General features: G+C 62.6%; 18 protein-coding genes. 9 read left to right on the forward strand and 9 right to left on the reverse strand.

Features of this window, described 5'->3' with window-relative positions; translation table 11 throughout:
• Window positions 1-8 precede the first annotated feature (8 nt).
• The 6 genes from V3388_RS10615 to V3388_RS10640 all read right to left on the reverse strand — a co-directional run bounded on the left by V3388_RS10615 (window position 9) and on the right by V3388_RS10640 (window position 6,153).
• A complete protein-coding gene (locus V3388_RS10615; RefSeq protein WP_336367522.1) occupies window positions 9-1,757 on the reverse strand; it encodes an ABC transporter substrate-binding protein in 1,749 nt (582 codons plus the stop codon).
• 224 nt (window positions 1,758-1,981) lie between these two features.
• Window positions 1,982-2,257, reverse strand: a complete 276-nt coding sequence (locus V3388_RS10620) for a DUF2160 domain-containing protein (protein WP_336367523.1) — start codon at window positions 2,255-2,257, stop codon at window positions 1,982-1,984.
• A gap of 18 nt (window positions 2,258-2,275) precedes the next feature.
• A complete protein-coding gene (locus V3388_RS10625; protein ID WP_336367524.1) occupies window positions 2,276-3,082 on the reverse strand; it encodes a carbohydrate ABC transporter permease in 807 nt (268 codons plus the stop codon).
• A 10-nt stretch (window positions 3,083-3,092) separates the two neighbouring features.
• On the reverse strand, window positions 3,093-3,959 hold the full coding sequence (locus V3388_RS10630; protein WP_336367525.1) for a carbohydrate ABC transporter permease: 867 nt from the start codon (window positions 3,957-3,959) through the stop codon (window positions 3,093-3,095).
• The gene (locus V3388_RS10635; protein ID WP_336367526.1) at window positions 3,959-5,059 is read right to left on the reverse strand and encodes an ABC transporter ATP-binding protein; all 1,101 of its coding nucleotides are present in this window, start codon (window positions 5,057-5,059) and stop codon (window positions 3,959-3,961) included. The genes V3388_RS10630 and V3388_RS10635 overlap by 1 nt, the downstream gene beginning before the upstream one ends.
• Window positions 5,059-6,153 carry an ABC transporter ATP-binding protein gene (locus V3388_RS10640; RefSeq protein ID WP_336367527.1) on the reverse strand — a complete coding sequence of 365 codons (1,095 nt, stop codon included), beginning with the start codon at window positions 6,151-6,153 and terminating at the stop codon, window positions 5,059-5,061. The genes V3388_RS10635 and V3388_RS10640 overlap by 1 nt, the downstream gene beginning before the upstream one ends.
• Window positions 6,154-6,501: 348 nt before the next feature.
• Between V3388_RS10640 and V3388_RS10645 the strand changes: the two genes are divergently transcribed.
• A complete protein-coding gene (locus V3388_RS10645) occupies window positions 6,502-8,436 on the forward strand; it encodes a sigma-54-dependent Fis family transcriptional regulator (protein ID WP_336367528.1) in 1,935 nt (644 codons plus the stop codon).
• Between the two features lie 53 nt (window positions 8,437-8,489).
• Here the strand turns inward: V3388_RS10645 and glpK are convergent, their stop codons facing one another.
• Window positions 8,490-9,962: a glycerol kinase GlpK gene (gene glpK, locus V3388_RS10650; protein WP_336367529.1), complete on the reverse strand. Its 1,473-nt coding sequence runs from the start codon at window positions 9,960-9,962 to the stop codon at window positions 8,490-8,492.
• Window positions 9,963-10,190: 228 nt separating this feature from the next.
• On the opposite strand from glpK, the gene V3388_RS10655 reads away from it, so the two are divergent.
• Entirely contained in the window at window positions 10,191-10,949 is a 759-nt protein-coding gene (locus V3388_RS10655) for a DeoR/GlpR family transcriptional regulator (RefSeq protein WP_336367530.1), read from the forward strand.
• A 226-nt stretch (window positions 10,950-11,175) separates the two neighbouring features.
• Complete coding sequence (gene glpD / locus V3388_RS10660; protein WP_336367531.1) at window positions 11,176-12,708, forward strand: glycerol-3-phosphate dehydrogenase; 1,533 nt, start codon at window positions 11,176-11,178, stop codon at window positions 12,706-12,708.
• A gap of 165 nt (window positions 12,709-12,873) precedes the next feature.
• On the opposite strand, the gene V3388_RS10665 is transcribed toward glpD, so the two are convergent.
• Window positions 12,874-14,052 (reverse strand): porin, encoded by a 1,179-nt coding sequence (locus tag V3388_RS10665; RefSeq protein ID WP_336367532.1) that lies wholly within the window; start codon window positions 14,050-14,052, stop codon window positions 12,874-12,876.
• A 346-nt stretch (window positions 14,053-14,398) separates the two neighbouring features.
• Here V3388_RS10665 and V3388_RS10670 point away from each other — a divergent pair, with 346 nt between their 5' ends.
• From V3388_RS10670 to V3388_RS10680, 3 genes are all read left to right on the forward strand, one after another.
• Window positions 14,399-16,144, forward strand: a complete 1,746-nt coding sequence (locus V3388_RS10670; RefSeq protein WP_336367533.1) for an ABC transporter substrate-binding protein — start codon at window positions 14,399-14,401, stop codon at window positions 16,142-16,144.
• 85 nt (window positions 16,145-16,229) lie between these two features.
• On the forward strand, window positions 16,230-18,032 hold the full coding sequence (locus V3388_RS10675; RefSeq protein WP_336367534.1) for a choice-of-anchor I family protein: 1,803 nt from the start codon (window positions 16,230-16,232) through the stop codon (window positions 18,030-18,032).
• A gap of 63 nt (window positions 18,033-18,095) precedes the next feature.
• On the forward strand, window positions 18,096-18,803 hold the full coding sequence (locus V3388_RS10680; protein WP_336367535.1) for a dienelactone hydrolase family protein: 708 nt from the start codon (window positions 18,096-18,098) through the stop codon (window positions 18,801-18,803).
• Between the two features lie 2 nt (window positions 18,804-18,805).
• On the opposite strand, the gene V3388_RS10685 is transcribed toward V3388_RS10680, so the two are convergent.
• Window positions 18,806-20,005, reverse strand: coding sequence for an MFS transporter (locus tag V3388_RS10685; RefSeq protein ID WP_336367536.1), 1,200 nt, complete (start codon window positions 20,003-20,005; stop codon window positions 18,806-18,808).
• A gap of 96 nt (window positions 20,006-20,101) precedes the next feature.
• Here V3388_RS10685 and slyA point away from each other — a divergent pair, with 96 nt between their 5' ends.
• The 3 genes from slyA to V3388_RS10700 are packed head-to-tail and all read left to right on the forward strand — an operon-like array spanning window position 20,102 to window position 22,664.
• The gene (gene slyA, locus V3388_RS10690; protein ID WP_336367537.1) at window positions 20,102-20,557 is read left to right on the forward strand and encodes a transcriptional regulator SlyA; all 456 of its coding nucleotides are present in this window, start codon (window positions 20,102-20,104) and stop codon (window positions 20,555-20,557) included.
• Between the two features lie 12 nt (window positions 20,558-20,569).
• Window positions 20,570-21,631: an HlyD family secretion protein gene (locus V3388_RS10695; RefSeq protein ID WP_336367538.1), complete on the forward strand. Its 1,062-nt coding sequence runs from the start codon at window positions 20,570-20,572 to the stop codon at window positions 21,629-21,631.
• The gene (locus tag V3388_RS10700) at window positions 21,621-22,664 is read left to right on the forward strand and encodes a DUF2955 domain-containing protein (RefSeq protein WP_336367539.1); all 1,044 of its coding nucleotides are present in this window, start codon (window positions 21,621-21,623) and stop codon (window positions 22,662-22,664) included. The genes V3388_RS10695 and V3388_RS10700 overlap by 11 nt, the downstream gene beginning before the upstream one ends.
• Window positions 22,665-22,672 lie beyond the last annotated feature (8 nt).

The following is a 22,672-nucleotide window of genomic DNA, read 5'->3' on the forward strand; positions in this document are numbered from 1 at the left end:
TTAGGGGCTTAGCTCTGACGAGCGTCGGCCCACTGTTTCAGCAACTCATCGTAGGGAATGGTCTGACCCTGCGGCTTCTCGTTGGACAGCTTGGGCTTCGGTGCGCCCGGCTGATCCAGCCAGTACTGCGGGTCACGCGGTTCGTTCAGCTTCACGCCGCAGGTCGGCTGCACGTTGGCACGCTCCAGGCGCTGCATCACGCGATCCTGCGCGTCGGCCAGTCCGTCCAGGGCCTTCTGCGGGGTGGCTTCGCCACTGGCAGCCTGGGAAACGTACTGCCACCACAGCTGAGCCAGCTTCGGGTAATCCGGCACGTTGGTGCCCGTCGGGGTCCAGCGGTTGCGGTCCGGGCTGCGGTAGAACTCCACCAGGCCACCGAGCTTCGGCGCCATTTCGGTCATGACGTCAGAGTTGATGTCAGACTTGCGGATCGGGGTCAGGCCCGCGATGGTCTTCTCCAGGGACACGGTCTTGGAGACGGTGAACTGGGCGTAGAGCCAGGCCGCCAGACGACGCTTCTCCGGGGTGGACTTCAGGAAGGTCCAGGAACCCACGTCCTGATAACCCAGCTTCATGCCCTTTTCCCAGTAGGGACCGTGGGGCGACGGGGCCATCCGCCACTTGGGTGAACCGTCCTCGTTTACAACCGGCAGACCATCCTTGATCATGCTGGCGGTGAAGGCGGTGTACCAGAAAATTTGCTGGGCCACGTTACCTTGGGCAGGGACAGGACCGGCCTCGGAGAAGGTCATGCCGGCCGCCTCGGGCGGCGCGTACTTCTTCAGCCAGTCAACGTATTTCTGGGTAGCGTAGACCGCCGCAGGCCCGTTGGTGGCACCGCCGCGGGAAACACTGGAGCCAACCGGATGGCAATCCTCAACGCGGATACCCCACTCGTCCACGGGCAGGCCGTTGGGCAGGCCCTTGTCGCCGGCACCGGCCATGGAGAACCAGGCGTCCGTGAAGCGCCAGCCGAGGGACGGGTCTTTCTTGCCGTAGTCCATGTGACCATAAACGCGCTCGCCATCGATGGTCTTGACCTTATCGGTGAAGAACTCGGCGATGTCCTCATAGGCAGACCAGTTGACGGGCACGCCCAGGTCGTAGCCATAGATTTCCTTGAACTTTTTCTTCAGGTCCGGGCGCTCGAACCAGTCGGCGCGGAACCAGTAGAGGTTGGCAAACTGTTGATCCGGCAGCTGGTACAGCTTGCCGTCAGGGCCGGTGGTGAAGGCCAGGCCGATGAAGTCGTTGAGGTCCAGGGTTGGCAGGGTGAAGTCCTTGCCGTCGCCTTTCATCATGTCCTCGACCGGGACGACCTTACCGTAGCGGAAGTGCGTGCCGATCAGGTCGGAATCGTTGACCCAGCCGTCGTAGATGTTACGGCCGGACTGCATCTGGGTCTGCAGCTTCTCGATGACGTCCCCTTCCTGGATCAGGGTGTGCGTCAGCTTGATGCCGGTAATCTCTGAGAAGGCCTTGGCCAGAACCTTGGACTCGTATTCATGAGTGGCCAGGGTCTCCGACACCACGTTGATTTCCATGCCGCGGAACGGCTCGGCGGCCTTCGCGAACCACTTCATTTCTTTGAGCTGCTCTTCTTTGGAGAGCGTGGAACGTTTGAAAGCCTGGTTCACCCACTTCTCAGCTGCGTCCGTGTACTGGTCCGCGCTGACCTGCAGGCTCAGTCCCATCGCTGCGACGCCAACGGCGGCGCTGAGCAACAGAGACTTCGGATAGTTATTGTTGTTGAACATATCCAACCTCGTTTCTGTTTTTGTTGATGAGGCGTTCCGGTGCCGGTTCGCCTCCTGTGCATAGCGTTCCAAGCCGCTATTCTTTCCTGACCGGAGAACGAAGGTGATCGTTTCCGATCCCAGTCTTAAAAATAGTTCGTTTTCGAAATTATGACAACCGTTTTAAGAAAAATTTTTGGAGCGAATGTTCGCTAACAATCTATAACGAACATTCATTCTCACTATCAGCCCCAGCGCAGCAACACCAGCAGCCAGATCACCGACACCACCAGGGCCACCCAGAGGGTGACGGTGGTGAAGCCGAGGAAGGCCAGGTGAATATAGGCGGCCGAGAGCAGGCCGATGAACAACCGGTCTCCCCGGGTGGTGGCAATGGGCAGGAAGCCTTTGCGTTCCACGCACGGTGAGACAATTTCGAAAACGGTCATCATCACCAGTATGGCAGCAATTACGGAAAAGAAGATGGCGACGCTGGGCGTCCAGTTCATCCACGCGAGCATGTCTTGTCTCCTCTTCGATTAGACCCGGCCCAGCGCGAAGCCGGTGGCCACGTGATGGCGTACGAACCAGATCACCAGGATACCCGGCACGATGGTCAGCGAACCGGCTGCCGCCAGCACGCCCCAGTCGATACCGCTGGCACCGACGGTGCGGGTCATGATGGCGCCGATAGGCTGAGCGTCCACCGAAGTGAGCGTTCGGGCCAGCAGCAGTTCCACCCAGGAAAACATGAAGGCAAAGAACGCCGTCACGCCAATACCGGAGCGAATCATCGGGATGAAGATCTTCACGAAGAACTTCGGAAAGCTGTAGCCATCGATGTAGGCCATTTCGTCGTACTCCCGGGGCACCCCGGACATGAAGCCCTCCAGGATCCACACCGCCAGCGGCACGTTGAACAGGCAGTGCGCCAGCGCCACCGCAATGTGGGTATCAAACAGGCCCACGGAGGAGTACAGCTGAAAGAACGGCAGCAGGAAGACCGCTGGCGGTGCCATCCGGTTGCTCAGCAGCCAGAAGAACAGGTGCTTGTCCCCCAGAAACTTGTAGCGACTGAAGGCGTAGGCCGCCGGCAGCGCCACCAGCAGGGTGATGATCACGTTCATGGACACGTACATCATCGAGTTGATGTAGCCGTTGTACCAGCTCGGGTCCGTGAAGATCACCGCGTAGTTGTGCAGGGTGAACTGCTGCGGAAAGAAGGTCAGGCCGCTGAGGATTTCCTCGTTGGTCTTGAACGACATATTCAGCAGCCAGTACACCGGCGTCAGCAGCAGCAGAATAAACGCTGCAATGCCCAGGTTCTTGGATCGGGTCTGTTGCATGACTTTCTCCTTATTTTTCTTTGTCCGCTTGGGTGATGGCGGTGAAGAACAGCCAGGACACCAGCAGTACGATCAGGAAGTAGATGATCGAAAAGGCGGCCGCGCGGCCCAGGTCGAACTGACCGATGGCCATGGTGGTCAGGGTCTGGCTCAGGAAGGTGGTGGAACTGCCCGGGCCACCGCCGGTGAGCACGAAGGGCTCGGTGTAGATCATAAAGCTGTCCATGAACCGCAGCAGGAAGGCGATGATCAGCACGTTCTTGAGGCGCGGCAGCTGGATGTAGCGGAACACCGCCCACTTGGAGGCCCGGTCAATCTCGGCGGCCTGGTAGAACGCCTCTGGAATCGCCCTCAGGCCGGAATAGCACAGCAGGGCCACCAGCGGCGTCCAGTGCCAGACGTCCATCAGCAGCACGGTCAGCCAGGCGTCCACGGTGTCAGCGGTATAGTTGTAGTCCAGCCCCAGGGCGTTGAGGCCCCAACCAAACAGGCCAATGTCGCTCCGGCCAAAGATCTGCCAGATGGTGCCCACCACGTTCCAGGGAATCAGCAGCGGCAGGGCCAGCAGGATCAGGCACAAGGACGCCTTGACCCCGGTTTTGGGCATCATCAGGGCGACACCGATACCGAGGGGAATTTCGATCAGCAGCACGGCGCCGGAGAACAGGAACTGGCGAACCAGCGATTCCTGCAGTTGCTCGTTATGCAGCACGGAGGTGAACCATTCGGTGCCCACGTAGTAAGCCTGGCCCGGACCGAAAATGTCCTGTACCGAATAGTTCACCACGGTCATCAGCGGCACCAGCGCCGAGAACGCGACGAGAATGAACACCGGCAGCACCAGCCACCAGGCACGGTTGTTCTGGATCTTGCCCATTATGACTGCTCCTCTACCAGGAATTCGTCGACGTACAGCATCAGCCACGGCTGCGGGAACGTCAGGTGGATACGGCTGCCCACCGCGGCCTCGAAGTCCTCGTTCTGCCGGACTTTCAGGGTTTCCTGGTCCAGCCGCACGGTGACGATCTTGTAGGTTCCCAGGTCCTCCACATCGAGCACTTCGGCCTCGAAGGTCTCCTCAGTAGCCATCTCGGACACCTGGATGAACTCCGGCCGGATGCCGATTTTCAGGTTGCTGGACTTGGTCCGTTGCAGCACGTCCACCTGCCAGGGTTCCAGGGGCACCACGGTGCCGCCGAAGCAGACGCCACGGGGGCAGCGCTGCACCTCGATCAGGTTCATGCCGGGACTGCCGATGAAGAAGCCCACGAAGGTGTGGTTGGGCCGCTCGAACAGTTCGGTCGGCGTGCCGAACTGGACAATCTGGCCGCCGTACATCACCGCAATCTTGTCCGCGAACGTGGAGGCCTCGAGCTGGTCGTGGGTGACGTACACCATGGTGATGTCGAACTGCTCGTGAATCTGCTTGAGCTTGCGCCGCAGCTTCCACTTCAGCTGCGGGTCGATCACCGTCAGCGGCTCGTCAAACAGGATGGCGGAGACATCCTCCCGAACCAGGCCACGGCCCATGGAAACCTTCTGTTTTTCGTCCGCGGTCAGGTTGCGGGCCTTTTTGTAGAGTTTGTCTCCGATCTCCAGCACTTCGGCGATCTCGTGCACCCGGGCCTTGATCTTGGAGGCCGGGACCTTGCTGTTCTTGAGGGGGAACGCCAGGTTGTCGTACACCGTCATGGAGTCGTAGATCACCGGGAACTGAAACACCTGGGCGATGTTGCGGTCCCGGGGCGAGAGCTCGTTCACCCGCTTGCCGTCAAACAGAATGTCGCCTTCAGACGGTTGCAGCAGCCCCGAAATGATGTTGAGCATGGTGCTCTTGCCACAGCCGGAAGGCCCCAGCAGCGCATAGGCGCCACCCTTCTCCCAGACATGGTCGAGCTGGCGAATAGCGTAGTCGTCCGGGCCCTCGGGCGTATCGCTGTAACTGTGGGCCAGGGACTTGAGTGTGATTTCAGCCATCAGAGTCCTCCTGAACGCGTCTGGGACGGGGTGTGAACGAGCGAACCGCTCTGGTCAAACACGAACAGTTTGTCCACCGGCAGGTACACCTTGATGGGCGCGCCGGTGTGATACTGGTGTACGCCCATCAGCTGGAGCACCATCTCAAAATGTCGGTTCTGCACGTGCATGAAGGTTTCCGAGCCGCTGATGTCGCTCAGGGCCACCTCCATGGACATCTCGAAATCGTCGTTGTGGGCCGGCACCAGGCCGATGTGGCTCGGGCGGATACCAAACCAGTAGTCGCCCGGGGCCAGCTGGGCCAGCTCGCGGGTGAGCGCGTGGTGGGAGTACTCGTCGAAGGTGACTTCGGTGTCGGTCACCCGGCCCCGGATCATGTTCATGGGCGGCTCGCTGAACAGTTCCGCCGCCAGCGTACTGACCGGTGCCCGGTACACATCCATCACCGGACCGGTCTGCACCACCTGCCCTTCGTGCAGGAGGGTGGTGGTGCCACCCAGGGCCAGGGCCTCGTTAGCCTCGGTGGTGGCGTACACGGCGATGCACTGGCGTTCCCGGAACAGCGCCCGCAGTTCCGCCCGCAGCTCTTCCCGCAGCTTGTAATCGAGGTTGACCAGAGGCTCGTCGAACAGGATCAGGGTGGCGTCCTTGACCAGTGCCCTCGCCATGGCGGTGCGCTGCTGCTGACCACCGGACAGCTCCAGCGGGTAGCGCTTGAGCAGCGGCTCGATCTGCAGCATGGACGCAGTTTCCCGCACCCGCCGGTCGATCTCGCTGTCGGCCATCTTGGCCAGGCGCAGGGGCGAGGCGATGTTCTCGTACACCGTGAGGTTCGGGTAGTTGATGAACTGCTGATAGATCATCGAGATGTTGCGCTGCTGAACCGGCTGGCCGGTCACGTCCTGACCGTTATAAAGCAGGCGCCCGGCCGTGGGCTTGTCCAGACCCGCCATCAGACGCATCAGTGAGGTCTTTCCCGCCAGCGTCCGGCCCAGCAATACGTTGAACGAACCGGCTTCAAAGGTGAGATTGGCGTCTCGGATGTAATCGACGCCGTCGACCTCACGGGAGACATTCTCCAGTGTTAGGGACATAGGCTTACCTTTTTGTTGTTGTGAAAACGGGCCGGGCGACCGTGGCGCGCCCGGAAATTCGATTTCGAAGCACTGTAACGCAAACGCCGTACCATTTTTTCACAAAGCCTAGGTATAAACCCGTATCTAATTGGAAACGCTAGCAATTTACGTCAGGGCAGCATGTTCCTAACCGAAAATCATGGTTTTCGTTTAACACTGTTTTGTGTAATCTGAACAGCTCATTGAACAGTTGAACTGTCCAATATTGAACAGTTTTCCGTGCATTCCCCCGGTCAGAATGCTAAGACACCAGGGCCTTTCGCCGTAAAACGAACAAGCGGACCCGACAAAGCGAACCTACCCGCCATGAAACGAACCGCCGCCACCGACTACCGACACTGGATTGAAGCCTCCTGGAACCGCTGCGTCGCCTGGGGCCTGAATCACGACCAGGAGCCCGTGGATACCCCGCTGCCACTGACGGATGACGCGACGCTGGAGGAACTGCGATCCGCCACCGAAGCGGAGGTGCTGCCCTACTATCGGAACGTGCTGTCGAACAGCCGCTGCCTGATCCTTCTGGCGGACCCGAACGCCACCATCCTGTGCAGCTGGGGCGATGAGCGGATTACCGACATCCGCCTGCGGCACCGCTTCCAGCCTGGCATCAGCTGGCGGGAGGAAGCCTGTGGCACCAACGCCATTGGCACCGCCATTGCCGTGGGCGAACCCATCCAGGTGCAGCGAAACGAACATTTTCTTCGTCTGAACCGAACCCTGATCGGGTCCGCGGCGCCGATTTTCCGTGCCAATCGGGAGTTAGCGGGAGTACTCAGCGTATTCAGCGACGCCTACCTGCCCCAGGCCCACACCCTGGGCATGGTCCGCCTGCTCTCTCTGTCGGTGGAAAACCGCCTGATCATGAAGCAGTTTGGCGGCAGCCATCCGCAAATCACGCTGAGTTCCAACGCCGACAATTTCGACAGCCCCTGGTCCGGCATCCTCGTGTGCAATCGGGGGGGGCAGGTGATCGCCAGCAACCAGCGGGCAGATCAGTTACTGGGCACGACCACCGCCAACCGGGCCCTGAGTGACCTGTTCCGAACCCGGAGCGACGACATTCTGGATTACCCCGAACGCACGCCGTTTCAGTTGGTCACCCGGGACAAGGTGCGTCTGAGCGCCCGGCTGCGTCGCCCGCCGGCGGCCCAGCGTACGGGCGCCCCCCCGGACACGGCGGCCACGGACGGCCCGGGCACTCCGGGGCTGGAGCAGATTGAATACGGCGACGCCAGTGTGCGCCGCTGCGCGGACCAGGCCCGCAAGGTGCTGGCCCGGGGCGTGCCGGTGCTGATCACCGGGGAGACCGGAGTGGGAAAAGAAGTGTTGGTGAAAGCGCTGCATCAGGGCAGCGCCCGCCGGGACAAGCCCCTGGTGTCGGTGAACTGTGCGGCCATTCCGCCGGAACTCGTGGAATCCGAGTTGTTCGGGTACGAACCGGGCGCGTTTACCGGCGCCCGGGCGCAGGGGTCCCTCGGCTACATCCGCAAGGCCCATACTGGCCTGCTGTTCCTGGATGAGATCGGCGAAATGCCGCTGGCAGCCCAGGCCCGGTTGCTGAGGGTGCTGCAGGAGCGGGAGGTGACGCCGGTGGGCGGCACCGACAGCGTGCCGGTGGACCTGCTGCTAGTGACTGCCACCAACCGATCCCTGAATGATCGGATTCGCGACGGCCAGTTCCGTGCCGATCTCTATTACCGCATTAACGGCCTGTCCGTGGCGCTGCCCGCCTTGCGCGAGCGCACCGATCGGCGGGAGCTTATCGAACACCTGTACCGCACCTACCGGGACGACACCCAGCCGGACACCCTGGCGCCGGAAGTGCTGAACACCCTGGAGCAACACCCCTGGCCCGGTAACATCCGGCAGCTGGTGAACGTGCTTCGCGTGGCCATCGCCATCGCCGACGGAGACACCCTCGCACCCTGGCACCTGCCGGCGGACTTTCTGGAAAGCCTGGGAGGGACGACAAACCTCGGCGGCCGGGACACCCATGACGCCGGGCACATCACCGCCCAGAAGGGGCCGGATGACACCCGCGTTACCCCGAAACCGATCTCCGCTCCGGACCCGTCACGCACCCAGCGGGCCGCACCGGAGCGGAGCCACGGCAAGACCCCGGTGCCGGATACGCTGCGGGTGTACCAGAAACACGAGGGCAACATTTCCCGCACCGCCCGGGAACTGAACATCAGCCGAAACACCCTGTACAAGCGCCTGCGGGAGCTGGGCGTTCGCTGACGCCCCGCCTTGCGTCCGGGATGACGCCGACAGACAGTGTGACGACGGCGGGATTACAGTCGGTTGACCGCCGCAATCCAGCCGTCGTACAGCTCATCCCGCTTGGCCTTGGTCATGGCCGGCTCAAAGGTGCGGTCACAGCGCCAGAGTGACGCCAATTCGTCCAGGGAGGAATAGACCCCGGCCTTCAGCCCCGCCAGATAGGCGGCGCCCAGGGCCGTCGTTTCCACCAGGGAGGGCCGGTCTACCCGCGCCCCCAGGATGTCAGCGAGGAACTGCAACACCCAGTTGTTGGCCACCATGCCACCGTCCACCCGCAGGTTGACCGGTCGCAGGCCGTCCTTTTCCATGGCCTTTTGAAGATCCTTGGTCTGGTAGCACACCGACTGCAGGCCGGCGGTAACAATTTCCTTGATGCCGGTGTCCCGGGTCAGCCCAAAAATGGCGCCCCGGGCGTTCGGGTCCCAGTAAGGCGCGCCGAGGCCGGTAAACGCGGGCACCAGATAGACCCCGTGATCCACCGGCGTTCCCTCCGCCATGGGCTCGGTTTCGCAGGCGTCGCGAATCAGCCGCAGGCCATCCCGCAGCCATTGGATGGTGGCGCCGGCAATAAAAATACTGCCCTCGAGGGCATAGGTTGGCTTGCCGTTTACCCGGTAGGCCACCGTAGTCAGCAGCCGGTGCTGGGAGGCCAGCGCCTGGTCGCCGGTGTTCAACATCAGGAAGCAGCCGGTGCCGTAGGTGCTTTTGGCCATGCCGCTTTCGAAACAGGTCTGGCCGAACAGAGCGGCCTGCTGGTCGCCGGCCATGCCCAGCACTCGAGCGCCGTTGAGGGCACCACCTTCGGAGACCACGCCAAAATCATCGGCGGAATCGAGCACCTCCGGCAACAGGGCCCGGGGCACGTCGAACAGCTTCAGCAACTCGTCGTCCCAGTCCTGGGTATGGATATTGAAGAGCAGCGTACGGCTGGCGTTGGTGGCGTCGGTGCGATGGACCTTGCCGCCGGTGAGCCGCCACAGCAGGAAGCTGTCGATGGTGCCAAAGGCCAGTTCTCCCCGCTCCGCCCGCGCCTGGGCGCCGTCCACGTGGTCGAGGATCCAGCGGACCTTGGTGGCGGAAAAGTAAGGATCAATCAGCAGGCCGGTGCGGGCGTTGACATCCGCCTCAAGATCACGCGCCTTCAGGGACTCACAGAAGGCCGCCGTTCGGCGATCCTGCCAGACAATGGCGTTGTAGATCGGTTTGCCGGTGGCGCGATCCCACACCACGGTCGTTTCCCGCTGGTTGGTGATCCCCACCGCGACAATCTCGTCCGCCGCGGTGGTTTCCTCCGCCACCACCGAATCGATGGTGCGGCGCACAGAGTTCCAGATCTCCTCCGGATCGTGCTCGACCCAGCCGGATGCGGGAAACTGCTGGGGAAATTCCTGCTGGCGAACGGCGTGGGGCTGGCCCTGGAGATCAAACAGAATGGCCCGGGAACTGGTGGTGCCCTGGTCAATGGAAAGCAGGTACTGGCTCATGGTCATTGCCTCGGAAATTTCTTATTTGTTCGTATTTTTACGTTTTTGAAAAAATTTTCCAAGGTATTTTGACCGCAAACGCACACCTTTGTCACCCGTCGACCACCAATAGCTGCACAACCCCCTGAAAATCAGTAAACTCCTTGCAGACCTCCTTACCGCCGTTCGGGATTGAACAACAACAGGCACACGTGGACCGGGGCGGAACACGAACACCAGGGGAAGACTATGGCACAACGTCGACGACAGGATCTGATCATGGAGCTCATTCAGCAGAATGGCTTTGTGACCACCGAGCAGTTGGTGGACCAGTTCAAAGTCACGCCTCAAACCATCCGGCGGGACCTGAACGACCTGGCCAAGCAGAAGAAACTGCGGCGACACCACGGCGGCGCGGGCATTGATTCCAGCACCGTCAACACCGCCTACCAGGCCCGAAAGATCATGGACCTGGACGCCAAGGAGCGGATCGCCGAAGCCCTGGTGCGGATGATTCCGGACAATTCCTCCATGTTCATCAACATCGGTACCACCACCGAAACCATCGCCAAAGCCCTGCTGGAGAAGAACAACCTGCAGGTGGTCACCAACAACCTGCACGTGGCGTCCATCCTTTCCGCCCGGGAGGACTTCCACATCATCATCGCCGGTGGCGAGGTACGGAACCGGGACGGCGGCATCGTCGGCGAGGCCACCCGGGATTTCATCAACCAGTTTAAAATGGACTTCGGCATCATCGGCATCAGCGGCATCCACAACGATGGCTCCCTGCTCGATTTTGACTACCGAGAGGTCCGTGTGGCCCAGGCCATCATTGCCAACTCCAACCAGGTTCTGCTGGCCGCCGACCACAGCAAGTTCGGCCGCAGCGCCATGGTCCGCCTTGGCAACATCACCCAGGCCAACCACGTGTTTACGGATCGTGAACCGCCGGCGGAAATCCGCCACCTGCTCGACGAACACAGCGTAGACCTGCACATCGTCTAGGCGCGTTTTCGCACCAAAACCGCGCACGCACCGATCATCTGACCGCCCTGGTTTTGCTTGCCGGCACCGGTAATTGTGATGCGCCGTCAATTTTTCGCTTTTTTTCCTATTTTTCCTTTACGAACCTTTTTCGGTTTCGCATAATATTCGAGATACTCGAATCATTATCGACAGCGTGACTGGAAGTGACTCCGCGCGCGCCGATGCGAACAGGAGAAAGGTAACAATGACTATGGAGCATGAGCACTTTGACGTCGTTGTTGTTGGTGGCGGCGTCAACGGCACCGGCATCGCCATGGACGCGGCCGGTCGCGGCCTGAAAGTCCTTCTGTGCGAAATGAACGACCTGGCCTCGGCCACCTCGTCCAACAGCAGTAAGCTGATTCACGGTGGCCTTCGCTACCTGGAGCATTACGAATTCCGCCTGGTGCGCGAGGCCCTGGCTGAACGAGAGTCACTGCTGCGCAACTCGCCGCACATTATGTGGCCCATGCGCTTTCGTCTGCCCCACCGCCCGCACCTGCGGCCGGCCTGGATGATCCGCACCGGCCTGTTTCTGTATGACCACCTGGCCAAACGCGAGCTGCTGCCCGGTTCACGGTCCATCAAGTTCACCAGCAACGATCCGCTCAAGCCCGAAATTACCAAAGGGTTTGAGTATTCCGACGGCTGGGTGGACGATGCCCGGCTGGTGGTGCTGGCCGCCAAGAAGGCCCAGCAGTACGGGGCCAAGATCCTTACCCGCACCAAGTGTGTACGGGCCGAGCGGGGCGCCAAGGACTGGACCATTACCCTGCGGGATACCCAGAACAGCGCCGAGGCGACCGTCTCCGCGTCGATGATTGTGAATGCCACCGGCCCCTGGGTGAGCAAGCTGTTCGGTGAAGCGCTGCCAATGCCAGCGCCCAAGACCATTCGTATGGTTAAGGGCAGCCACATCGTGGTCCCACGCCTGAACAAAGACACCGAAGCGTACATTCTTCAGAACGAAGATGAGCGCATTGTGTTCGTGATTCCCTATGAGGACGAGTTTTCCCTGGTGGGCACCACGGACGTGGACTACGAGGGTGATCCGAGCAAGGCGAAAATTTCCCCGGAGGAGACCGACTACCTTCTGAAGATCATCAACGATCATTTCAAGCGTCAGCTCGAACCCAAGGACGTGGTCTGGTCCTACTCCGGTGTCCGTCCGCTGATGGACGACGAAGACGGCGACGCCCAGAAGGCGTCCCGGGACTACAGTTTTGAAGTCAGCCACGATAAGGGCAAGGCGCCCCTGGTGTCGGTGTTTGGCGGCAAGATCACCACCTACCGCAAGCTGGCGGAATCGGTCACGAACAAGGTCTGTCAGTTCTTCCCGAGCGCTGGTGGCCCCTGGACCCGCACCGCCACCCTGCCCGGCGGCGATTTCGACAACCATGACAGCCTGGCCGCTCGTCTTCGGCAGGATTTCCCCTGGCTGCCGGACATCATGGTGAGCCGCTACGTGCGCACCTACGGCACCCTGGCCTACGAAATCCTGCGGGGCTGCGAGTCCGTGGACGATCTCGGCCGCCTATTTACCGGCAGTCTGTACCAGGCCGAGGTTGATTACCTGGTCAAGAAGGAGTGGGCGCTGAACGCGGAAGACGTGCTCTGGCGCCGCACCAAACAGGGCCTGCACGCCACCGAGCAGCAGATTGCCAGCCTTGATCACTACCTGTCCGGCCTGAAGCTGGTTCACCCCGGCCCGACAGCCGTGCTCCACCACAGCGCCTGATCCTCTCTCTCAGGCTGTGTTCTCCGGTCGGCTCTGCCGGCCGGAGCTTTTTTAGGCCCTGCGTTTGTGTCACGCAGGCACGACAAAGCCGGGTGCCCGTTGCGGGCACCCGGCTTTATTCGTTTGGGCAACCGATGGGGCCGGCGTTGCACCGGCCCCCGGCCATCAGAAGGTGAATTGGGAACCGACGATGAAGGCGTTGTAATCGCTGTCCGGCGCGCTGCTGCCGAAATCCTGGATCTCCGCCATGACGGTCCAGTTGTCGGTGGCCCGGTAGCGGGCAAACAGCATGGTCAGGTCGGTATCGACGTCGGTGAGGTCATCGGAACCCTCGCCGTAGCTGGCACCGATGGTTGTCCGGTTGATGTCGTAGGTGGTCTCAACGTACCACTGGTCTGCGGTCTCTTCCTGGGAGCCACCGGCAATACCGTGTCCACCGAACACGTAGTTGCCCGTACCCTGGGTGGTGGAGTAGTTACCCCGAACGGACAGGCCAGACACGGAAACGGAACCGCCCACATCAATACCGGACATGGTGAAATCGTCCACGGACGGGTCGTTGACGGTGACGGACTGGGTAAAGCCGCTGGTCCAGAGGCTGAACATGTCGGCGGTGTAGACCGCGTTTGCTTCAATGCGCGGTGATTCCGTCGCCACGGCAGCGTTCAGCGCTGACGTGCCATCCTTCGGTTTCTCCGGCTGGAACACACCCACCTTGAACTGCAGGCCGCTGAGGCTCGGCGAGGTGTAGATCACCCGGGGGTTGAAGTTGGCGTAGAAGTAGCCGTTGCCAATACGGCCGGCGGTGGCGTCGCCCGCGTTCGGGTTGAACAGGCCCACACCCAGGCCACTGCCGTTGTCGCCAATGGCCGGCACGCCGAAGATGCCGAAGCCCTTACCAATGTTCAAGGTGCCGAAATCACCGGCCACCGCGAATTCCGCCACCCGGCTCTCAACGCCGGACACCCGACCGTAATCGACCTTGCCAAAACCCGAGTTTTGCACGCCGTCGGCGCCGGACAGATGACTGTTAAGCTGGAAGTGGCCAGACACATCCAGACCGAACTGACGTGGGGCACGGATGTTGAACTGCGCCGTGGCCGGGTTGAAACCTGTGGTGATGCGGAAGGCGTTTTCTTCGGTGTTGTCGTTGTCGCTGGTCAGCGCAAACACCGGGATGTAGCCATTTACGCCGAATTCCCAGCCGCTGTCGGTCTGGAAAGCGACCTCGGCAGACGCCTGCGTGGCCAGGCCGCTGGCGGCCAGGGACAGTGCTACCACCAGGGGTGCCCTGCGGAAAGAACGACGTTGGACCGGACGAGAGACATTGTTGTTCTGAGTCATGTTCGCTTCCTGTTGTTGTTAGAGAAACGTGTTGTTGAAAAACGGGCCGGCAGACTGCGCCCTCCGGCCGCGCCGCCGAATCGCATTCATGTTCGGTTAACAACAAATGCGGTTCGAAACAGAACAAACTTACCGCCAAGAAAAAGTGAATGAAAGCGTTTTTTGCGCAGAAATTTTCGTTGCAGCCTAACTAGCTCTTTCGCCTGGCGCCGCAAATTCAGCTTTTTAATTTTTATTTCAGTAAGTTGAACAAAATATGACAGCTTTTCTTGTTTTTCGTTGACGAATGTTTGGTTAAGAAATATCCTCGATAGGTGTCCGAAAACAAACATAATCAGAGGTCACCATGAAATCGTCGCTGTTGCTGACCGTCGTCCTGTGCCTGTTTGGCACCTCCGCCCTGGCCGGCCCGTTGTTCGATCGCCTGCCCGCCAACAAGCAGGCTCAGATTCGCGCCCTGATTGCCGACACGTTTCCCGAATCCACCTTCTCCGCCGAGCAACAGGCGGAAGAGTTGGCGTGGTTTGTCACCGTAGCCAAGCCGCTTCAGGGCATGGACATCGCGGTGCTGTCGGAACAACTGCCCACCCACGCCTGGGAGTCCACGGTGCTGGCGCCGGCCTTCAGCCAGCTCACCGGCATTCACGTGACTCATGACCTGAAGCCCGAAGGCGAGGTGATACAGCAGATCAACCTGCAGCGCATCATGACGGCCAAGGGCCGCTACGACGCGTTCGTGAACGATTCCGACAACATCGGCACCCATTCCCGCAGCGGCTGGGCCCTGGCCCTGAGCGATTTCATGGCCGGCGACGGCAAGGCGTTCACCTTGCCTACCCTCGACCTGAACGACTTCATCGGTCTGGACTTTGTCACCGGCGCCGACGGCAAGCTCTATCAGCTGCCGGATCAGCAATTCGCCAACCTGTACTGGTTCCGCTATGACTGGTTCCAGCGCCCGGACCTGCGGGCTCGCTTCAAGGCGCGCTACGGCTACGAGCTGGGGGTGCCGCTGAACTGGTCCGCGTACGAGGACATCGCCGAATTCTTCACCGTCTACGTCAAAGAAATCGACGGGCAGCGGGTTTACGGCCATATGGACTACGGTAAGGCCGACCCGTCCCTTGGCTGGCGCTTTACCGATGCCTGGCTGTCCCTGGCCGGCGCCGGCGACAAGGGCTTGCCCAACGGCCTGCCGGTGGACGAGTGGGGCATCCGCATGGAGGGCTGCAATCCGGTGGGCTCTTCGGTGAAGCGGGGCGGTGCCACCAACGGCCCGGCGGCGGTGTACGCTCTGGAGAAATACCTCGACTGGCTGAAGCGGTTCGCGCCGCCCGAGGCCGTCTCCATGAACTTCTCCGAAGCCGGTCCGGTGCCCGCCCAGGGCCAAATTGCCCAGCAGGTATTTTGGTACACCGCGTTCACCTCGGACATGACCAAGCCAAACCTGCCGGTCACTAACCCGGACGGCACGCCGAAATGGCGGATGGCACCCTCGCCCCGGGGCGCCTACTGGCAGGACGGTATGAAATCCGGCTATCAGGACGTGGGCGCCTGGACCCTGCCCCGCGCGTTGCCCCTGGAGCGCCAGCGGGCGGCCTGGCTGTATGCCCAGTTCGCGGTGTCCCACACCGTCTCCCTGCAAAAGACCCTGGTGGGGCTGACGCCGATCCGCCAGTCCGATCTGGATTCTCCGCAGATGGACGAGGAAGCGCCTCGGCTGGGTGGCCTGGTGGAGTTCTACCGGAGCCCGGAGCGCGCACTCTGGACGCCCACCGGCCTGAACGTGCCGGATTACCCGCGACTGTCCAAACTCTGGTGGACCAACATTGCCGACGCGGTTACCGGCAAACTCAGCCCGCAGCAGGCCCTGGACAACCTCGCCGAGCAGCAGGACCGCACCCTGAAAGTGATCGAACGGAATTTTCAGACGCAGAACTGCCCGCCCCGTGTCGTGCCGGATGGACAGGTGAAAGGGCGAGACTACTGGCTGGCCCAGCCCGGCGCGCCGAAGCCGAAGCTGGCCAACGAAAAGCCGCCCGGGCGCACCATCCGCTACGAGGCCCTGTTGAAACAGTGGCAAGCCCGCTGACACCAAACCGACACACGACAGACACGGAAACGTCAAACACGCTTGCCAGAGTCAGGTTTTGCCTTTTTGACTCTGGAGAACCACCATGCGTTATTCCCGCCACGGACTGGCCGTCGGCCTTCCGCTCATGTTGATCGGACTGGCCGGCTGCGGCTCGGACAGCAACTCGTCACCGGTCGCCGGCGACAACGCCGAGACCCCGGACACGACCATTGAGCTGACCCGCGTTGGCCGCTCCGCGTCCCAGGGGTTCGACGTCTCCGCCGCAGAAATCGTCGCGTTTGATGCCGTTAATCGCCAGATCTTTTCCACCAGCGGAAAAGTGCGTGCGGTCAATGTCTATAACGCCGCCGACGGGGCCGCCATCCGTGGCCTGAATACGCCGGCTCTGACCCTCGACATACCCACGCTGCTGGTAAGCAACAGTGTGGTCGCAGATGCCGCCCTGGTCGGCGACGTTACCTCCGTATCCACCAACGACACCTACGCCGCCATCGCCGTACAGGCCAACCCAAAAACCGACGCCGGCTGGGTGGTGTTCATCAACCTGGCGGACCTGACCTTTGCGAAAGCGGTCTCGGTCGGCGCAGGGCCGGACATGGTGACCTTCACCCCGGACGGCAGCAAGGTGCTGGTCGCCAACGAAGGCGAGCCGGATGAGGGCTTTGTCCACGACCCGGAGGGCAGCGTCAGCCTGGTAACCGTCAGCGACTTCAGCGCGGTCAACGTCGGCTTCTCCGATTTCAACAGTGGCAACGCCCGCGCCAGCGAGCTGCCCCTGGATAAGCTGATCATCGACGGGTACAGCCCCACCAATCCCGACAACCTGCCCACCGTCGCCCAGAGCCTGGAACCGGAATACATCGCGATGAGCCCGGACAGCAGCACGGCGTATGTGACCTTGCAGGAAAACAATGCCATCGCAGTGATTGACCTGGCCAACGCCCGGGTCGATCGCCTCTATGGCCTCGGCTTCAAGGACCACTCACTGGCGGGCAACACCCTGGACGCCAGCCAGAAGGACGGCGTAAACCTCAAGAACTGGCCGGTGATGGGCATGTACATGCCGGACTCGATTGCAGCGTTTACCGTCGCCGGCGTCGATTACGTGGTCACGGCCAACGAGGGCGACGATCGCCAGGACTGGCTCGATGGCGTGTCAGACCAGCCAACGTGCGAAACCGCCGGCTACTTCTTCGACACCGCCAACAACGTGTGCGTGGACGCCTTTTCCGCCAAGGATTACTACGCCGCGGATAACGTCACCCTGACCAGCCCGCTGACGTCTGCCTCCAACGGCGGCTTCGGCGAGGACGACGAGCTGCGCCGCCTGAAGTTCTCCTACGTCACCACCGTGCGCAAGAACGGCGGCACGGACTTCACCACCCTGTACGCCTACGGCGGCCGTTCGTTTTCCATCTGGAACATGGCCACCGGCGAGCAGGTGTACGATTCCGGCGACGCCTTCGGCCGCATCACGGCGGAGCGATATGGCGAGAACTTCAACAACGACAACGCCGAGAACACCGGGGATGACCGTTCGGACAACAAGGGCGCCGAGCCGGAAGCCATCACCGTGGGTGAGGTCAACGGGCACATCTACGCCTTTATCGGGCTGGAGCGGATGGGCGGCATCATGGTCTACGACATCAGCAAGCCGGCGGCGCCCGAGTTCGTGCAGTACGTGAACGACCGGGACGTAAACCCGGCCGTCCAGCCGGACGGTACGGACAGCAGCTACGCCCCGGACACCGGCGACCTGGGGCCGGAAGGCTTCAAGTTTGTTCCTGCGGACCACAGCCCCACTGGCAAGGCCCTGTTGATTGTGGGCAATGAAGTCAGCGGCAACACCTCAGTGTACGAGATTGCATCGGTGAACAAACCGTAAGGACACGACGTATCCTCGTCTCCCACCATGATGGTTTTCACGACACGTGTTCAGGAGGTGAGTATGTCCGACGTTCAGACCCAGTGGATTGAGATTGCCAGCGACGGCGGCAAGACCTTCTCCGGCTACCTGGCCCTGCCGCCTGCCGGCAGCGGCCCGGGCCTGGTGCTGATTCAGGAGATCTGGGGCGTGAACCGGCACATCCGGGCGGTGGCCGAGCAGTACGCGCTGGATGGCTACGTCGTGCTGGCGCCGGACGTGTTCTGGCGACAGGAAGAACGGGTAGACCTGGACTACGACGAGGACGGCACGGCGAAGGCCTTCCGCATGATGCAGGCGGCCGACGTCGAGCAGTCCGGCCTGGACATGGCGCAGGCGGTCGACCGGCTGCGGGCCCGGCCGGAGGTAACCGGCAAGGTTGCCGCCATGGGTTACTGCATGGGTGGCCGGCTGGCGTTCCGGGCAGCCGCCAGCGGCAAGCCGGACGCAGCGGTGTGCTATTACGGCGGCGGCATCCAGAACAGTCTGGAGCTCGCACCCCAGGTGACAGCGCCGATCCTGTTCCACTTCGCCGGCCTGGACAAGCACATCCCGCCAGAAGCCGTAGCCAGCGTGAGGGGCGCTTTTGCCGACCACCGGGAAGCCACCATCCACGAGTATCCGAACGCGGACCACGGGTTCAACTGCTGGGCTCGCCCGGCCTACCACCAGCCCTCCTCGGCACTGGCCCACGGCCGCACCCTGGAATTCCTGGCCCGGCACTTGGGCTGATCTCAGCTCGGCCGGTTCAGCCGTCGCAGATAAGCCCAGAGCAAGGCGCCGGCGACGGCCACCACAATACCGGTGACCGGAAAGGCCAGGCCAAAGCCGCCGGCGCCCAGCAGGGCGCCGAACGCCAGCGGCGCCAGGAAATTCACCGCCCGATTGGCCATCAGGCGCATCGCCAGGGCCCCCGGCCGCTGGGCCGGTGACACGTTCTCCGCCATGATCACCATCGACAGGGGCTGGGACAGCCCGGACCCGATGCCCACCAGCACCGAGAACAGGCCAATCATCACGGCCTGCCCGGTCATCCCCAGCAGGACCAGCCCACCGCCGAGCAGCCCCAGAGCCAGAACCAGGGTCACGCTTCGCCCGCCCAGCCATCGGATTATCTGGGTCATGAACGGGCGGATCACCATGGCGGACATCGCGCGCAGGCTCACCAGCACCCCGATCACCGAGGCCCCGATATCGAGGTGCTCTAGATAGACCGGCAGGTAGCTGCCGTGCACGCTCATGGCAAACATGGCGGCGGCGGTGACACCCACCGACACCTGCACAGCGCCGTTACCCATCAGTAGACGGCCCTGGGCCCGGAATCCGGTGTTGGCCCGGTCACCGGGCACCCGCTCCGCAGCCGAACCGGTCAACCCGGCCGAGGCAATGACCGTGACCAGCGCCACCAGGGCCGCCGCCAGCAGCGGCCAGTCGGTGCCGCCGGTCCAGTGAATCAGGCCCCCGGCCATCAGGGGCCCCACCACCTGCCCGCCGGACAACCAGGTGGTGTACCAGCCGAAATACCGCTCGAGGGTTTCCCCCCGGGCCAGGCCGGACACCACCGACTGGGCCGCCAGCACCAGGTTCATCTGCGCCAGGCCAAACGCCATCTGGCCAATCAGCAGGCCGGGATAGCCCGGCAGCCAGCGCATCACCAGCAACCCGGCCAGCAGCAGTATTCCGCCAGAGACCATCATCCGACGGCCGCCCCAGCGATTGATCAGCCCGCCCATGGGAATGGCAATCAACAACGGAAGCAGAAACGGCGCGCTGAACACCAGGCCAAGCCACAGGGGCGAGGCCCCCAGGTCCAGCGCCCGAACGGGCACGGTGACCTGAAGCATGGAATAGACCACGAACACTGCGGTCAGGGCGACGCAGACCCGGCGAAAATTCGCGGCGGCGTCGGGAGGTGTGGGGCTGTCGTGGGTCAAGGCATCCTCGCGGGCAGTAAAGAACAGACAACAAACAACCAATCAAACACGAAAAACTACTTTGCAGGCTAAGTATCCGATGATAACATACTTCGCATGCTAAGTTTATCCACCAATACCGACGCCGAACTCGGCCTGCAACTGGCTCACGTCCACCGCCTGTGGCGATCCGTGATCAGCCAGACCGTTGCGCCCCTCGGGCTGACACCGCCCCGCTGGACCCTGCTGGTGATGCTCCGGCACCTGGGCAACGGCACCAGCCAGAAGCGACTGGCGGACGCCCTCAGCATTGAGCTGCCGTCCCTCACACGCACCCTCGGGCAACTGGAGACGCAGGGGCTGATTGCCAGGCAGCTCTGCAACGACGATCGCCGGGTGCGGGAAGTCACGTTGACGGCTGCCGGGCAGCGGGTACTGGCCGATCTCGACGCCCACGCCAGCGAAGCACGCGCCCGCCTGCTGGACGGCATCTCCAGCGCCGAGCGCCAGCATCTCAGTACGCTGCTGGACCGCATCGAACGCAACGCCTGCCTCTGCCTGAACAAGCCCTAACAGGACACCGCAATGACACCCGACCAACACTTCCGCCGCTGGGTCCGCATCGCCCTGGTTGTCTTCGCCGGACTCTTCCTTTATTACCTGATCGCGGACGCGTTCCTGCCGGTCACGCCCCAGGCCCGGGTACTGCGTACCGTTACCCGCATTGCCCCGCAGGTGAGCGGCCCGGTGGTAGACGTTGCGGTGGCCAACAACCAGCCCGTCCAGGCCGGCCAGGTGCTGTTCCGGATCGATCCGGAGCCCTACCAGCTGGCGGTTCGCAAAGCCGCCCTCGCGCTCGAGCAGGTGACCCGGGACAACGCCGCCCTGGACGCCGACCTCGCGGCCGCCCGGGCCCGGCTGGCCTCCGTCCGCGCGGCCGCCGAGCAGGCCAGCCGCCAGCGGCAACGGGCCGAAGCCCTGGGAAACAGCGGCAACATCTCCCGCCAGCAATACGATGCGCTGATGTCCGCCGATCGGTCCGCCGCCGCGTCGGTGCAGGCAGCCCGAGCCAGCGTTACCGCGCTGACGGTAAAACGGGGTGAGACCGGCGACCGCAACCTGCGCCTGCGCCAGGCCCAAAACGTCCTCGCCACGGCGCGGCTTAATCTGGATCGAACCACCGTGCGGGCGCCCCAGGCCGGCTGGATCAGCAACCAACAGCTGGCCCCCGGTGACCTGGTTAGTGCCGGTAGCCCCGTGATGGCGGAGATTGGCAACGATCTGGATGTGGTTGCCGACTTTCGCGAAAAAAGCCTTCGCCACGCGAACGCGGGCGAACGCGCTTGGGTCGCCCTGGACGGCTTTCCCGGCCAGGTCTTTCCCGCCCGCCTGACCACCCGGGACGCCGGCGTCCGGGACGGCCAGATTGCCGCCGACGGCACCCTGACCGACATTCCCCAAACCGATCGCTGGGTGCGGGATGCCCAACGCATCCGGGTGCATCTGCAGCTCGACCAGCGCCCGGACACCCTGCCCCCGAGCGGCGCCCGGGCCACCGTGCAGCTGGCGCCGGTGGACAGTCCCCTGGCCCGCTGGATCGGCAGGGCTCAGATCGGCCTGCTGAGCGTGCTGCATTATGTCTACTGAGGCCCCGGCCACGCCGCGTCGGCTCAGTGCCAACGACCTGCGCCAGACCCTGCGGATCGCCTTTGGCGGGTTGACCGGGTTGGTGGTCGCCAAGCTGATGGGCTGGAACTACGGCGTATTCTTTACCGTGTTCCCGATGTTTCTGCTGGCGATGATTCCGGTACTCAACGCCCATGTGGTCCGCCAGTTTCTGGCCAGCGCGGTGGCCACCGGCCTCGAGGTCACCCTGGTGATGGGGCTGACCCAGCACATGCCGCTGATCAACCTCGGGCTGGTGTTCCTGATGTTCGCCGGGCGCTTCCGCCTGATGGCCCGGGGGCCGCTGTTCCTGTTCGGCGCCAACGGCGTGCTGACCCTGAGCATCATGCTGCATTTTGCCAGCTACCCGAACACGGACGTGTATGATCTGGTATTCAGCAATGGGGTCGCCAGCGCCCTGGCGGTGCTGATTGCCGGGCTGATGCATGCGCTGTTTCCTGACATCGAGCCGCGTCAGCCCCCGATCCGGCCCGCCAAGCCGGCGCAGCAGGTGCGCCATGAGACTCTGATCGGCAGCCTGACCGTCACCCTGTCCTTCGCCGTGTTCCAGACCCTGGACCTGCGGGATTCGCTCTCCGCCCAGATGGCCACGGTGCTGATCCTGTTCGCCCTGACCTATCCCGGCGCGCGGGTGTCCGCCGTGAAACGGGCGGTCGGCGCGCTGCTCGGCTGCAACCTGGCCCTGCTGTTGCAACTTCTTCTGTATAATCAGAACCACCACGTCATTCTGGTGGCCCTTGCGTTCTGGTTGGGCCTGATGCTGTTTGCCCGCGTACATATTCTGGAAGGCAGCGGGTCAGCGGTCGGTTTTGGCGGCCTGACCACCCTGGGCATCCTGTTCGGGCAGTACCTCTCACCCGGCCAGGACCTGGTGTTCAGTGCCCTGTACCGGTTTTCGTCCATGGCCGTGGCCCTGGTGGCCACGTTGGCGGCGATGGCGTGCCTGAACCGCCTGCTGAACCGCTGGCCAGCAACCCGGGCGCAGCCTACGTGATTTCTGGG

It is taken from the genome of Marinobacter sp. C2H3, assembly GCF_037080155.1.
Taxonomy (GTDB): Bacteria; Pseudomonadota; Gammaproteobacteria; order Pseudomonadales; family Oleiphilaceae; genus Marinobacter.